This is a genomic window from Streptomyces sp. NPDC096205 (assembly GCF_044763135.1).
Lineage (GTDB): Bacteria > Actinomycetota > Actinomycetes > Streptomycetales > Streptomycetaceae > Streptomyces.
This window is the reverse complement of the sequence record NZ_JBIWFS010000002.1, coordinates 691,949-706,092: the sequence shown is the minus strand read 5'-3', so window position 1 is coordinate 706,092 and position 14,144 is coordinate 691,949. Positions and strand designations below refer to the sequence as shown.

General features: G+C 71.2%; 12 protein-coding genes. 6 read left to right on the top strand and 6 right to left on the bottom strand.

All coding sequences use genetic code 11. The features are described 5' to 3' along the window. The first annotated feature begins 191 nt into the window (after window positions 1–191). Complete coding sequence (locus tag ACIQ6Y_RS09645) at window positions 192–860, top strand: HAD family hydrolase (protein WP_404034936.1); 669 nt, start codon at window positions 192–194, stop codon at window positions 858–860. Window positions 861–871: 11 nt separating this feature from the next. Here ACIQ6Y_RS09645 and ACIQ6Y_RS09640 read toward each other — a convergent pair whose 3' ends face one another. After that, a complete protein-coding gene (locus tag ACIQ6Y_RS09640; RefSeq protein WP_404034934.1) occupies window positions 872–2,182 on the bottom strand; it encodes a peptidoglycan-binding domain-containing protein in 1,311 nt (436 codons plus the stop codon). A gap of 161 nt (window positions 2,183–2,343) precedes the next feature. Here ACIQ6Y_RS09640 and ACIQ6Y_RS09635 point away from each other — a divergent pair, with 161 nt between their 5' ends. Continuing rightward, entirely contained in the window at window positions 2,344–4,407 is a 2,064-nt protein-coding gene (locus ACIQ6Y_RS09635) for a DHA2 family efflux MFS transporter permease subunit (RefSeq protein WP_404034932.1), read from the top strand. Window positions 4,408–4,479: 72 nt separating this feature from the next. On the opposite strand, the gene ACIQ6Y_RS09630 is transcribed toward ACIQ6Y_RS09635, so the two are convergent. After that, window positions 4,480–4,977: a GNAT family N-acetyltransferase gene (locus ACIQ6Y_RS09630; protein WP_404034930.1), complete on the bottom strand. Its 498-nt coding sequence runs from the start codon at window positions 4,975–4,977 to the stop codon at window positions 4,480–4,482. Between the two features lie 178 nt (window positions 4,978–5,155). On the opposite strand from ACIQ6Y_RS09630, the gene ACIQ6Y_RS09625 reads away from it, so the two are divergent. Then, window positions 5,156–5,758, top strand: a complete 603-nt coding sequence (locus ACIQ6Y_RS09625; RefSeq protein ID WP_404034928.1) for a hypothetical protein — start codon at window positions 5,156–5,158, stop codon at window positions 5,756–5,758. Further along, entirely contained in the window at window positions 5,755–6,279 is a 525-nt protein-coding gene (locus tag ACIQ6Y_RS09620) for a hypothetical protein (RefSeq protein WP_404034926.1), read from the top strand. The genes ACIQ6Y_RS09625 and ACIQ6Y_RS09620 overlap by 4 nt, the downstream gene beginning before the upstream one ends. 84 nt (window positions 6,280–6,363) lie before the next feature. Here ACIQ6Y_RS09620 and ACIQ6Y_RS09615 read toward each other — a convergent pair whose 3' ends face one another. Next, window positions 6,364–6,786 carry a DUF1992 domain-containing protein gene (locus tag ACIQ6Y_RS09615; protein WP_404034924.1) on the bottom strand — a complete coding sequence of 141 codons (423 nt, stop codon included), beginning with the start codon at window positions 6,784–6,786 and terminating at the stop codon, window positions 6,364–6,366. Window positions 6,787–6,888: 102 nt separating this feature from the next. On the opposite strand from ACIQ6Y_RS09615, the gene ACIQ6Y_RS09610 reads away from it, so the two are divergent. Then, on the top strand, window positions 6,889–7,281 hold the full coding sequence (locus tag ACIQ6Y_RS09610) for a hypothetical protein (protein ID WP_404034922.1): 393 nt from the start codon (window positions 6,889–6,891) through the stop codon (window positions 7,279–7,281). A 13-nt stretch (window positions 7,282–7,294) separates the two neighbouring features. Here ACIQ6Y_RS09610 and ACIQ6Y_RS09605 read toward each other — a convergent pair whose 3' ends face one another. Beyond that, window positions 7,295–7,963 (bottom strand): O-methyltransferase, encoded by a 669-nt coding sequence (locus ACIQ6Y_RS09605; protein ID WP_404034920.1) that lies wholly within the window; start codon window positions 7,961–7,963, stop codon window positions 7,295–7,297. 32 nt (window positions 7,964–7,995) lie between these two features. After that, complete coding sequence (locus ACIQ6Y_RS09600; protein WP_404034918.1) at window positions 7,996–9,192, bottom strand: DUF2330 domain-containing protein; 1,197 nt, start codon at window positions 9,190–9,192, stop codon at window positions 7,996–7,998. 265 nt (window positions 9,193–9,457) lie between these two features. Here ACIQ6Y_RS09600 and ACIQ6Y_RS09595 point away from each other — a divergent pair, with 265 nt between their 5' ends. Next, window positions 9,458–11,503 carry a bifunctional glycosyltransferase 87/phosphatase PAP2 family protein gene (locus ACIQ6Y_RS09595; protein WP_404034916.1) on the top strand — a complete coding sequence of 682 codons (2,046 nt, stop codon included), beginning with the start codon at window positions 9,458–9,460 and terminating at the stop codon, window positions 11,501–11,503. Window positions 11,504–11,729: 226 nt separating this feature from the next. Here the strand turns inward: ACIQ6Y_RS09595 and ACIQ6Y_RS09590 are convergent, their stop codons facing one another. After that, window positions 11,730–13,337, bottom strand: coding sequence for a hypothetical protein (locus ACIQ6Y_RS09590; RefSeq protein ID WP_404034914.1), 1,608 nt, complete (start codon window positions 13,335–13,337; stop codon window positions 11,730–11,732). Window positions 13,338–14,144: the final 807 nt, after the last annotated feature.

The window sequence follows — 14,144 nt, the reverse complement described above, 5'->3', positions numbered from 1 at the left end:
GCCGGGCGAGCTGAACGGAAGGTGAAGGTTTCCGCAGAGGCTGGCGCGATGCCGGAAATGTTTTGTACCGTTGAGAAACAAAGTGGCTCCCGCCCGTTTTCCCTGACCGGCGGGCGGGGCCGCCTTGTTCCTCCCGGGGGAGACGGCGGGGCCACCCCCCGCGCCCCCTGACCTGCTTGGAGATGCTGCCGATGACGGCCACCACCGTGCTCACCGCCCGTGCCCTCCTGCTCGACATGGACGGCACCCTCGTCAACTCCGACGCCGTCGTCGAACGCGTCTGGCGGCGCTGGGCCGAGCGGCACGGGCTCGACGGCGACGAGGTCATGAAGGTCGTCCACGGCCGCCAGGGCCACGCCTCCATGGCCGTGCTGCTGCCGCACCGGCCCATGGAGCAGAACCACGCCGACAACGCCCGCATGCTCGCCGAGGAGACCGCCGACATGGACGGCGTCGTCCCCGTCCCCGGCGCGCCCGCGTTCCTCGCCGCCCTGCGCGGCCTGCCGCACGCGCTCGTGACCTCCGCCGACGTCGCCCTGTCCAGCGCGCGCATGGCCGCCGCGGGGCTCCCGCTGCCCGACGTCCGCGTCACCGCCGAGTCCGTCGGCGCCAGCAAGCCCGACCCCGAGGGCTTCCTCAAGGGCGCCGCCGAACTGGGCGTCGACCCCGCCGACTGTGTCGTCTTCGAGGACTCCGGCGCGGGCATCCAGGCGGGCCGCGCGGCGGGCATGCGCGTCGTGGGCATCGGCCCGCGCGCGGGCTTCCACGGCCCGGACGTCCTCGTCCGCGACCTCACCCAGGTGCGGGTGGAGACGGGGCCGCACGGGGAGATCCGGCTGTACGTGGATCAGGTGCTGTAGGTCCGAGGGTCCTACGGCTCGCTGGTCTCCGACTCCAGCATCGCCCGGGTCGGCTGGTCGTACACACCCAGCTCGGACTCGTCCTGGAGGCCGCGGGCCCACTGGTAGTTGCGCAGGGCGTCCTCGACGGGCGGCGTGAAGTTGCCGTTGATCTCGCCGTTGTAGAGGTACAGCTGCCGCAGCCGGTCCTGGAGTTCGGCGACCTCCCTGCCGGAGTCACCGCGGCGCAGCACCGCGCCGCCGTCCTCGCTCTCGACCGGCTCCGCGGAGGCCGTCGTGGCCGTCGGGGTCGGCGACGCAGTGGCCGACGGCGTGGGAGTCGGCGACGCACTGGACTCGGACGGCGAGGGCGACGCGCTCTCGCTCGGGCTCTCCGACGCGGACTCGGACGCCGAGGGCGACGGGGACGCGGTCGTGGGGCTCGCCGCCGTGCGGGACGTGGCCGGCGCCGGGTCGGCCGCCTCGCTCGTGCGCACCTCGGGTGCGGCCTCGCGGACGTCGCTCGGCAGCGCGGTGTCCCGCGACGGCGTGTCGTAGGAGAACACCCCGCTCGCCAGCCCCGCCGCGGCCACCACCGCCACGACGGCCCCGCCCGCCGCGAGCAGCACCGTACGGCCCCTGCGGCCCCGGCGCGACACGCCCCGGCCCCCTCCCGCCGGGCCCGGCTCCACGGCGACCGTCTCGAACAGCCGCAGGTCATGCTCACTGGGCGGCACCGCGGGGGGCGCCAGCGGGGTGGGCAGAGCCGCGGTGGCCGCCTCGGCCTGCACCGCGGGGAGGGCCTGGGTGGGCTCGTTGTCCGGCTGCGCGGGGTCCGCCTCGGCGTCGGTGTGCGACAGCGGGTGCGCGGGCCCCACCTCGGCTCCGGCCCGGTCCGTGTCGCCGTACGGCCGCGGTTGCGCCGGGCCCGTCCCGGCCCGGGTCGCGCCACGGTCGCCGTACGGCCCCGTCTGCGCGGGCCCCGTCCCGCCTTCGGCCGCGTCCGGCTCGCCGTACGGCCGCGGTTGTGCCGGGCCCGTCCCGGCCCGGGTCGCGTCATGGTCGCCGTATGGCCGTGCCTGCGCCGGGTCCGCCCCGGCCCCGGCCGCGTCCGTGTCGCCGTACGGCCCCGTGAGCGCCGGCCCCGCTCCGGCCTCGGTCCCGTCCAGGTCGACGTACGGGCGGATGCGCAGGGGGTCGAAGTCCTCCGCCGCGGCCGCCTCCGCCGTGCGGGCCTCCAGCAGTGCCTCGGCCGCGCGCAGGGCGCACCCGCAGGACGGTGTGTTGTCCGGCCCCCGCAACGCCCCGCACTCCGGGCACGGATGCCCCTGTGTGTCGGTCATGTGTTCGGTCCTCCCCCTAGCGAACACACGTGATTATGCAGACACGGACCACCGCATCCGCCCGAAGCCCCCGGAATTCCGGCCTCCGACAGGACTCGACAGGCCATAACCGGACACACCCACCACGATGGAGTTGTCGAAGTAAGCCTCGGGAGGTCTTCATGGCCCACGACGCGCAGGGGAACACCGGACAGACGCTGCGGGTGCCGCGGGGGCAGGCCGGTGAGGAGCACGTCCCCGGCAATGTCCTCGTCTCCATCGGCGCCCTGCTGCTCGGGATGCTGCTGGCCGCGCTCGACCAGACCATCGTGTCCACCGCGCTGCCGACCATCGTCAGCGACCTCGGTGGCCTTGAGCATCTGTCCTGGGTGGTCACGGCGTACATGCTGGCCGCCACCGCCGCGACCCCGCTGTGGGGCAAGCTCGGTGACCAGTACGGCCGCAAACGGCTCTTCCAGACCGCCATCGCGATCTTCCTGGTCGGCTCCGCGCTGTGCGGACTCGCGCAGGACATGCCGCAGCTGATCGCGTTCCGGGCCGTGCAGGGCCTGGGCGGCGGCGGCCTGATGGTGCTGTCGATGGCGATCGTCGGCGACCTGGTCCCGCCCCGCGACCGGGGCCGCTACCAGGGCCTGTTCGGCGCGGTCTTCGGCGCCACCAGCGTCCTCGGACCGCTGCTCGGCGGACTGTTCACCGAGCATCTGAGCTGGCGCTGGGTCTTCTACGTCAACCTGCCCGTCGGCGCCGTCGCGCTCGTCGTCATCGCGACCGTGCTGCGGCTGCCGCCCAAGTCGACCCGGCACACCATCGACTACCTCGGCACGTTCCTCATCGCCTCCGTCGCCACCTGCCTGGTCCTCGTCGCCTCTCTCGGCGGCACCACCTGGGCCTGGGACTCGGCGCAGATCATCGGGCTCGCGGTGCTCGGCGTGCTGCTGGCGGTGGCGTTCGTCGCGGTGGAGCGGCGGGCCGCGGAACCGGTGCTGCCGCTGAAGCTGTTCCGCATCCGCACCTTCACCCTGTCCGCCGTGATCAGCTTCATCGTCGGCTTCGCCATGTTCGGCGCGATGACCTATCTGCCGACCTTCCTCCAGGTCGTGCACGGCATCAGCCCGACGATGTCCGGCGTCCACATGCTGCCGATGGTGCTGGGGCTGCTGCTGTCGTCCACCGTCTCCGGCCAGATCGTCAGCCGCACCGGCCGCTGGAAGGTCTTCCCCGTGGTCGGCACCGCCGTCACCACCCTCGGGCTGCTCCTGCTGCACCAGCTCGACGAGCACAGCGCCACCGCCGAGATGAGCGTCTACTTCTTCGTCTTCGGCCTCGGACTCGGCCTCGTCATGCAGGTCCTGGTGCTGATCGTGCAGAACGCCGTCGGTTACGAGGACCTCGGCGTGGCGACCTCCGGCGCCACCTTCTTCCGCTCCATCGGCGCCTCCTTCGGCGTCGCCGTCTTCGGTACGGTCTTCGCGGGCCGCCTCGGCGACAAGCTCTCCGACGCCTTCCGCGGCGCGCAGCTCCCGCCCGGCGTCTCGGCCGACTCGCTCGCCTCCGACCCGCGCGGCATCGGCTCGCTGCCGCCGCCGCTGCGCCCGGCCGCGCTGCACGCGTACTCCTCCGCCATCACCGACGTGTTCCTGTACGCCGCTCCGGTCGCGCTCCTCGGCTTCGTGCTGGCGTGGTTCCTGCGGGAGGACCGGCTGCGGGCGTCGGTCACCGCGCCGGACGTGACGGAGACGCTGGCCAGCAACCCGGTCGAGCGGTCGTCGTACGACGAGGTCTGCCGGGCGCTGTCGACGCTGGGCACGCGCGAGGGGCGGCGCGAGGTCTACCGGAGGATCACCGCCCGCGCCGGCTACGACCTGCTGCCCGCGGCGAGCTGGCTGCTGCTGCGGATCAAGCGGTACGGGGCTGTCGAGCCGGCCGTGCTGGCCGACCGCACCCCGGTCCCGCTGGGCGTGATCATCGAGGCCGGACGGCAGGTGGAGGAGCGCGGGCTGGCCCGGCGCGAGGGCATCGAGCTGGTGCTGACCGACCCGGGCCGCGAGGTCGCCGAGCGGCTGGCCGACGCCCGCGAGGAGTCCCTGGCGGAGATGCTCGGCGACTGGTGGGGCCCCGACCGTCCCACCGACCTCGTCCAGTTGGTCAAGGAGCTGAACGGCGAACTGTGCGGCTCGGAACGGGAGGAGCCGCACGAGGACGGTGCCGTGGCGCGGTTGAAGTGAAAGCGGCGTTCACAGCCGGGGGCTGGTTTCGCGGGCCGCCCCGGGTGGCTGTCGGCCACCTTGCCTGAAACCTCAGTTCACAGCCAGCTCCTTGGTGAACCAGTGCTCCGCGTAAGGATCGTCGTTGTGCCGCTCCGTCTCCCGGTAGCCGAGCCGGGCGTACACCGTGCGCGCCTCCACGAGGTCGCTGCGGGTGTCGAGGATCATCCGCTGGGCGCCCAGCTCCCGGGCCGCGGCCTCGGCGGCGGCCACCAGCAGGGGCGCCCCGCCCTTGCCGCGCATGCCGTCCTTGATGAAGACCCGCTTCAGTTCCGCCGAAGCGTCCTTCAGCCGGACGCCCGCCATGCCGGCCGGCTCACCGCCGTAGCGCGCCAGCAGCAGTCGCCCCGCGGGCGGCACGAGCCCGTCCACCGCCCCGGCCGCGATCTCCCGTTCCAGCTCGTCGGGGTCGGTGCGACGGCCCTCGTGCAGCAGGTACCAGCGGTCGCTGACCTCGGTGTAGTAGAGGCGCCACAACTCGGCGGCGGCCGGCGAGTCGACGGGTTCGGGGGCGATGGTCCACGTGGTCATGCGGGCCATTCTCCGGAGGCCTCCGGCGGACGGCGCAAACGATTAAGCACGCCGGATCTGGCCGAAAGACGCCGGTCAGGCCGGGCCATGGCCGTTTCAGGCGGGCCTCCCGGGCAACCCGGCCCTCGAAAACGGCCCACGAGAGGGCCGACGGGGATCGAGAACCCGGAAGGCATCCATGTCCACAGGACTGATCATTGCTTTGATCGTGATCGGGGCGGTCCTGGTCATCGCCGTCGCCGCCTTCTTGGCGTTGCGGGCCCGCCGCCCGCGCGGCGGGCGGGACCTGCGGCGGCGCTTCGGACCCGAGTACGACCGTGCCGTGGCACGGCACGACGGGGACACCAAGGCCGCAGAGCGCGAGCTGAGCCGGCGCGTCGAGCGCCACGGCGACCTGCACCCGGAGCCGCTGGACCCGGTCCGGCGCGAGCGTTTCGAGGCCCGCTGGGCGGCCGCGCAGGAGCTGTTCGTCGAGGCGCCGCGCGCGGCCGTGTCCGAGGCGGACCATCTGCTCGCCGAGGCCGCGGAGGCGCGAGGCTTCCCGGACAGCTCGCACTACGACGACCAGCTGTCCGCCCTCTCCGTGCACCACGCCGTGCATGTGCAGGGCTACCGGCACGTCCACCGCCTCGCCCACGAGCCCGACGGGAACGGCGTGGCCGAGGAGCGGACCGCCACCGAGGAGATGCGCGAGGCCATGGTCGAGGCGCGCGAGCTGTTCGAGGACCTGGTGGGGGCGGGAGCCGGGGGCGCGGACAAGAAGGGGAGTCGAGGCATATGACCCAGGTGACAGGACCGGCCGGCGGCCACACCGCCCTGCTGGCACGCGAGGAGTGCGACCGGCTCGAGCAGCGGCTCCAGCACGCCGTGGCCGAGTTCGTGGACGAACCCCGGCACGCCGTGGAGGAGGCCGACCGCACGCTGGAGGAGATCGCCGCGCGCTTCACCGACGCCGTCACCCGGCGCCGGCGCACCCTGCGGATGTCCTGGCAGAACGCGGACGCGCCCGGCAGCACGGCCGACGACACCGAACAACTCCGCCTCGCCCTGCGGGACTACCGCGAACTGGCGGAGCTGCTCCTGCACGAGGGCGGCGGCGACGGCGCCCACAACGCCACCGGATCGGCAGGCTCCATGCGGTCCGGGTCCGAGGCAGGCTCCATGCGGCCCGAGGCCCGGCCCCCCGCCACCGACGCCCGGCGGGACGCGATGGCCAAGCCGCAGGAGGAGTCGCCGACGGTGGCGCCCACACCGCGGTCGGCCGAGTACCCCCAGCGGACGGACCGCGGGGACATCGCCTGAGAGCCGAACCCCGAGCCCGACCGAGACCCGAACCGCGAACCCGACCGAGAGCCGAACCGCCCCGCGAACCGAGAGCACCCGGACCTAACCGTCCGGGTGCTCTTCCTTTGCCCGGGCCGCGTGCCAGTGCCGTACGACCTCGTCGACGTCGTACGGCTTCAGGCCCAGGGGAGGGCCGGGCGGCGGGCGGAACATCATGTCGCGGATCTTCGGGTTGATCGCCTCGACGATGCGGCGGGCGGCGCCCTCCGAGGGGGCGCGCAGCGCTGCCGCGAGAGCGTCCTCGGCTTCCTTGCGCAGGGCGAGGGTCGGGGGGAGGACCGCCAGGCCCTCGCGGGCCATCTTCCGCTTGATCCACCACAGTTCGTCGTAGGGCTGCTCGACGTCGGCGGGAAGGGGCTTGCCCGCGCCGGGGAGCCGGGCGAAGTCGCCGCGGGCCTCCGCGTCGCGGATCTGCTTGTCGGTCCAGGACTCGAAGCTGACGCCCGGTGGCTTTCGCTCGGTCATGAGCCCATTGTGCCGGACGGGACCCCCTCGGGCGTTTTAGTATGCGGCGGCGGCGAAACGACCGGGCCGCCGCCGTTCGAGGACCTTCCAAGGGGAGCGCACGTGCTGGAACTGACCATGGCCACCGTTTCCGGGGCGGACGCGGGCGCCACGGCCGGAATGCTCATGGCGGACGCGCCCAGCGAGCCCGGCGCCGTGCTGCGGGTGGGCCGCGACAAGTCCGTGTGCCGGCTGGTGACGCCGGACGACTGGCTGTTCGTGTCCCGGGCGCACCTGGAGTTCGCCTGCGGACCCGACGGGGTGTGGCAGGTGACGTGGCTGCGGGGCTCGCAGGCCGAGCCGTCCTCCGAGGTGCGCCTCGCGGTCGGCGAGTACGCGCAGACCATCGCGTACGGCGGCACGGTACGGCTGCCGCGCGGCGGCAACGGCGAGATCGTCGTCCAGGACCGCACCGCGCCCCGCAGCGTCAACGTCGGCTTCTACCACGAGGTCTGACCGGGTCCCGGTCTCACAGCACCCGCGCCAGCGCGAAGCCGTCCCAGCCCTTCGTGCCCACCGTCTGGACGGCCGTGCCGCTCAACCGCGGGTGCGTGGCGATGAGTTCGAGGGCGGCGCGGGTGCCCTGGACGTCGGGTGCGGTGCTGCCGGCGTCCAGGACGCGGCCGCCGCGGACGACGTTGTCGAGGACGATCAGGCTGCCCGCGCGGGTGAGCTTCAGGGCCCACTCCACATAGTGCGGGTTGTTGACCTTGTCGGCGTCGATGAAGACCAGGTCGAAGGGCGGCGGGTTCTCGTCGGCGAGGCGGGGCAGGGACTCCAGGGCCGCTCCGACGCGCACCTCGGCGATCTTGTCGAGGCCCGCGCGGGCGAGGTTGCGGGTGGCGACCTCGGCGTGCCGGGCGTCGTACTCCAGGGAGATCAGCCGGCCGTCCTCCGGGAGGGCGCGGGCCAGCCAGATGGTGCTGTAGCCGCCGAGGGTGCCGATCTCCAGGACGGTGCGGGCGCCCTGGACCTGGGCGAGGAGCTGGAGCAGTTTGCCCTGCGGTGCGGAGACGGCGATGGGCGGGAGACCGGCGGCCTCGCTGTCGCGCAGGGCGGCCTGGAGGGCGTCGTCGTCCTGCGCGAGGAGGTCCGCGAAGTAGGCGTCGACTTCGTCCCAGGGCTCTGACTGGCTCATGTACCGTGCCTTTCATATCTTCGTTAGAAGCGCTAACTAGTTGCCCTAACGAATGTAGCCGTCCTGCGCCTGCCGCGGGTGCGGAACACGACAACTGCCGCCCCCGTGGCCAGAACCAGTCCTCCACCGACGGTCAGCAGCCACGCCGGGACGCCCCCGACCATGAGCAGCCGGCCGTCGTGGATCACCTGCTGGTACGGCGTGTCCGTGGCCGCGCGGGTCAGCTCGTGGTCGCCGGAGATTCGGGACGGCTCGGGGAACTCCTGCGTGATCGCCGTCAGATACGGCGTCCCCTGCGCGAGTCGCGCCAGCGGCCCCGAGCCGGCCGTCGTGAGCCGCCCGGCGAAGGTCACCTCCGGCCGCTCGCCGCCGATCCGCGAGCGCGGCTCCATGCGGTGGTCGGCCAGCACGTACAGGCCCAGCGACTGCGGCGTCGCCGCCAGCCGCGACAGCCGCATCGGGTACACCGGCTCCTCGGCGGCGAAGCTCAGGTGCAGCGGGTCGAGCGCACCGGCCAGCACACCGCCGGAGGGAAGGCCGTACGACGGTGAGGGCGAGGGGGAGGGGGAGCCGGAAGGTGTCTGAGTCGCATCCGGGGCCAGCCGGATCGCCACGTACTCCCAGCCCAGCTCCACGTACGGCCGCAGCGCCACCCGCAGGCGCTCGGGGAACGTGAAGCCGTTGTCGCGCAGCCAGCCCTCCAGGGCGTCCGGGTCCGTCGCCGTCAGCCGGGCCACGTCGAAGGGGCCGAGGCGCTGGCGGCCGACCACGCCGACGCCGGGCGCGGCGGCGTCCGCGCGGGGCGGCGCCCCGGCCGTGTCGCCGTCGGTGGAGTCGAAGGGCCAGTCACCGTCACGGGGCCAGAAGTAGTGCCGGTCGCGGTGCACGGGCGCGGTCGCCGACGCCAGCTCGTCGAAGACGCCGGGGTCGCCGAGGCGCACGGTCGCGCGGTGCGGCACCGGCATGATCCAGGCGGCCCGCCGGGCGTCGCCGCCCACCGTCAGCCGCATCACGATCTGCTCGCGGCCCCCGTCCCAGCGGACCACGGACTCCTCGCGGTCCACCTGCACCCGCTGCCGCGCGTCCGGCAGCATCGCGCCGCAGCCGCAGGCGTACGCGGGCGCCACCAGCTGGGTGCCGAGCTGGACGCCGAGCAGCGCCAGCAGGACCGTCAGCACCCGCAGGTGTCGACGTGCGCGTGCCTGTTCGAACCGCAAGAAACCGGCCATTCCCCCGAGCCCTCCCAAGAGCCGACTACGAGCTTGCGACGACTTTGCGGAAGCTTCGGTTCCCGGCCCCACCTGCTGTGTTCCACCTCCCTGCGGCAGGCGGCGGCCCAAGTCCTTCCCGATCGTCGTGATCCGGACAAAACGAGTTCGGACGTCAGGTGGACCGGGGGTCGTCCGCGTCTGTCTCCTATGGGGGCGAACCCCCATAGGGTTCGCAGAAGCACCTCACGTACACGAGACGGACGGGGCGGGAGGCCGACGAGGCGTGGCGAATGCGGAGCACAGCGGACGACCGGTGGAAGCCCTCGGAGCGACGGCCGTCGGCGCGGCCCGGACCCGGCTGCGCGCGGCCCGGCTCGCCGTGTGGCTGGTCGCCGTGGTCCTCGCCGTACGGCAGATGGCCGTGGTCCTCGGCTCGCCGCGCGGCGAGCGGCTGACCGACCTGGAGACCTGGGTGGGCCCGGACGGCGTGCTGCATGTGGAGGGCTCGCTGTACGACTCCTCGCGCTTCACGGGCACGCCGTTCGGCGGTCTGGTCCTCAAGCCCCTCACTCGTTCGGCTGAACAGGCCCTCGGCTGGGGCTGGACCTTCGGCACGCTGCTGCTGGTGGTCGCGCTCGGCCTGGTCGCCGCGCGGGCCCTGCCCCAGCCGGCCGGGCGGCGCACCTCGCTGTTCGCGGCGCCCGTCGCGATCTGCCTGCTCATGCTGTCCCTGCCGGTGCGCAACACCCTCTGGCTCGGCCAGACCAGCATCATCCCGGTGCTGCTGGTCCTGCTGGGTTGCTTCGCCGTACGCGGTCAGCGGGCCGGCGGGGTCCTGATCGGCCTGGCGGCGGCCCTGCAGCCGACGCTGCTGCTGTTCGCGCCGCTGCTGTGGTTCACCGAGAGACGCAAGGCCGCCGCGACCACGGCGGGCACCTTCGCCGCCGTGACCGCGCTCGCCTGGGCGGCGATGCCGCACGACTCGTACACCTACTGGGTCCACCACCTGGCCGGCACCGGCCTCGGCGGCGCGGCCGACGCGCTCGCCAACCAGTCCCTGCACGGCGCACTGCTGCGGCTCGGCCTGTCGGGACCGCTGGAGATCGCGCTGTTCCTGACGCTGGGCGCCGCCGTCGTCGTCCTCGGCCTGCGCCGGGCGGTGCGCTACGCCCGCGACGGCCAGCTCCTGCTCGCCGTCGCCGTCACGGGCTGTACGGCGATCGTGGTCGCGCCCATGGCCTGGCAGCACCAGCTGCTGTGGGTGCTGCTCGCGGTGGTCGGCCGGGTGGGCAGGCGCGCCTCGGACCGGTTCGTGTGGCCGGTCGCGGTCGGGCTGGTGATGACCCTCCCGGCGAAGATGATGCTGCCGAACATGGCCGCGCTGTACCCCCTGCGGGACAACGGCATCCTGCTGGCCGCCCTGCTGGCCGCGACGGCGCTCCCCTTCCTGTCCCGGACCTCGCCGTACTACCAGGAGCCGATCCCGACCCAGTACGCCCCGCAGGTCGAGGCCCGCTGGCGGCACATCCCCCTCCTGCCCTTCCTGCGCAGAGTGCTGACGCGCCCGAATTTGTTGCTGGAACTGCTGCTGATCCGCGTCACGTACGCCGCCTACCAGCAGGTCCGCCTCGCGGCGACCGGCGGCAGCAACTCGGCGGGCCGCGCGCGGGCGGAGGAGCACGGCGAGCAGATCCTGTCCCTGGAACGCTTCCTGCACATCGACATCGAGCACGCGGTCAACCACGCCGTGGTGAAGATCGACTGGCTGCGGGAGTTCTTCGACTTCTACTACACGTCGTTCCACTTCGTGGTCCCGCTGACCGTCCTCGGCGTCCTCTACTGGCGCCGCCCGGTCGACTACCGCTGGGCCCGCTCCAGCCTCGGCCTGACCACCTTGCTCGCCCTGGTCGGCTTCTGGCTCTACCCCCTCGCCCCGCCCCGCCTTATGCCTGGGCTGGGCATCGTCGACACGGTGCACGGCGTCCAGGACTTCACCCAGCCCGACTACGGCACCCTGACCGCCCTGACGAACCAGTACGCGGCGATGCCGTCCCTCCACTTCGGCTGGTCCCTGTGGTGCGGCCTGGCCATCGCGATCGTCGCCCGCAGGCCCTGGATGAAGACCCTGGGCCTGCTGCACCCCCTCTTCACCGTCTCCGCCATCGTCGCGACCGGCAACCACTGGCTCCTGGACGCGGCCGGCGGCGCCGCCGTGGTCGGCGCGGGCTTCGGGCTGGCGTACGTCTTCCAGGGGCCGCGGGCGCGGGTGGCTGTTGCCGCGGCGGAGGAGGCGAGCGGGGAGGAGGAGCGGGTGCCGGTGAAGAGCTGAGGCCCCTAAACGAGGACAACGCTGCGCACGGCAAGGTCGGTGCACGCGTCGAGTACGGACCGGTCGCGCGAAGAACCGCGGGATCTCACGCGACCGTCGGCAGCGCGGCGACGGCCTCCACGATGGTAAAAGCCGTCGCCCGCACGCACTCCCTCGCTCCTGCCGCATGATCCGGCAAGGCAACCGCCCGCTTCGGCTGCCTGATCACGTACTCCTGCACGACCCTTTATGCGGTCTTCTTCAGGGTGATCTTGCCGGCCTTCTTGGTGAGCAGGGCGCCGCCCGCGCTCATGGAGACCAACAGGTTGTACCTTCCGGCGGGGAGGTCTGAAACGTCGACTCCCTCGACTCCGGTGGTGAAGTACCCGGCATCGTAGTTGCCGAAATCGCCTTCCGGCACGAACGGCCTCACCTGCGTGGCGTTCTTCTTCGCCGTCAACAGGAACGAGTGCGTCGCGGACTTCCCCTGGAGCACGAGGTAATAGGTGGCGTGCACTTCCCCCTCGGCGTTGCGGCCCGGCAGGAAGAAGATTCCTTCCGTGTGAATCTTCCGGTCCTGATGCTCGGACTTCACCAGCGAGAACACCGCGCTCGCCGGGTCGGCTCCGACTATGTCCCTCTTGATCACCTTGAGGCCGCCCTTGCCGCCTCGGAAGACGACCTCCGAGTCGCCGAAGGGCAGGCGCCGGTCGATCACCTTGGCCGAGGTCAGCCGGGTCCTGCGCTCGATGCCCTCGGCCTCGCTGGTCACGCAGACGGACACGTCGAAGGTGCCGCGCGGCAGAGAGGAGAAGTCGAGGCCGTCTTCCGTCGCGAATTCACCTTCGGCGTATTCGCAGAAGTACTCGTCGAAATACTCCCGGTAGAGCTTCTTCCCCGGCCTTGTGTCCAGCGGGTAGACCCAGTTCTTCCCCCTCTCCTGCAGGACGAGCTGTTTGGTCTCCGTGGTCGGCCCCTCGGGAGACACGCCCGGCAGGAAGGCATGGCCCTTCACGTGGAGCTTCCCGTCGATGCGCACGGCCCCGGTGAGTGTGGCCGCGACGGTGTCACGTCGGCGCAGCTCGGCGAGGTACGCGGATGCCTTGTCCGGGTCCTGCGTACCGGCGCCGATCCGGACTTCTCCGATGCGGGGAACGAAGCCCTCTGTCAGAGCGTGGACGATGCTCCAGACCGACGGCAGCGCCTGCCGGGTCACCTGGTAGTGCTCCTGGATGGTGGGCGAGTCCAGGAACACGAAGTTGAAGTTCTCATACGCCCGGAGCGCGGGCAGGTAGTGCTTCACTTCCTGCTCGTACTGATAGTCGTTGGGGGACGATATGAGATAGATGTTCCGCTCGAAGTCCACCTCCTTGTCCAGGAGGTTCTTCATCACGGAGTCCATGATGGCGACGTTCTCGTCCGACTGCCCCTCGCCGAGGACGGCGTCGCCGAGCTGGCCGTGCCCCTTGGAGTAACTTCCCAGGAAGTACTGCGGCGTTGAGGACACGATGTTCTTGTAGTCGTACTTCAGGCCGTGGTAGAGCGCGGCGGCGCCACCCTTGGAGGTGCCCAGGAGGGTCACCTCGTCCTTGGTCACACCCAGGCGCCGCATATGATCTTCGATGAGCTCCTGGATTGAATCGGAGACGCTGAAGTCCATATTGCGGGCCACATAGTATGAGGCTCCGTCGTCGAAGTGGTCCCGGATTCGCAGGACATTGCACAGAACGCCGTCGAGTGCGGCGCCGAACCCGTACCTGCTGTCTACGGAAGAGAACACCACGAGCAGGTGTCGGTGGTCACCGTGAGCCGGGCGGAACTGGAATTGAACGGGCCATTTCCCGTAAACATCCACATGCTCCTTGGTGACACGTGCTCTTTCCGTCGCATAGTTAGGCGACAGGGGAGGGAGTGCATTGTTCATGAGGGCGTGAAGACTCTCTGGCCGGATGCTGGGGCGGGGGGCGACTCAGTATACGGAGTAGTCAAGTGATGGTCATGCAGAGGTATAGAACTGTTACCGCGATGTGAGTGGGGTCAGCCATCCCCCGCTCTTCAGTGGATCTTGTCAGGGATTTTCCGGGGTGAAGACGAAACTCAGGTCGGCGTGACCGTCCATGTGGCGCCCTGGTGGTGCAGCACAGCACAGACATATCTGCTGGTCAAGGGCCCCACTCTTGGCTCGCGGTGCGAAGGGGCCGACAGGGGCTGCCCTCCAGCGTGCCTGGACATCGATGAAGTGGCATCAGCAGTCGATGGCCTGGAACGTCTTCGTCGGTTTGGTCATCTCAAAGGGTGTTCGTGGCGGCGACAATGACATGTGGGCGATTCGCCGCATATTCCAGGAATCAGTCTATTTTTGCCGCTGTGCGGTGCATGAGCGGGTAGAGGGTACTGCTGCCCTCTTTAGTGTGACTGTCCCAGCGTGAAGGTGTGAGAGGCCAATTCGGCGTGTGTCGGACTCCGGTGGTGGCGACAACATATCTGTCACCGTCGGAATGAATCTCTGGGAACAGCGCGGTGGTGACATGACTGTCCGAGACCTGCATCAGGCTGTTGTTTCCGCCATTCCCGCGTGGAGATCCGTGGAGGATACGGGATGGGGCATGAAGGTGGTTCCGTGATGCAGTGCTTCCGTAACTGGCTCTGCCTGCTCTTTCCG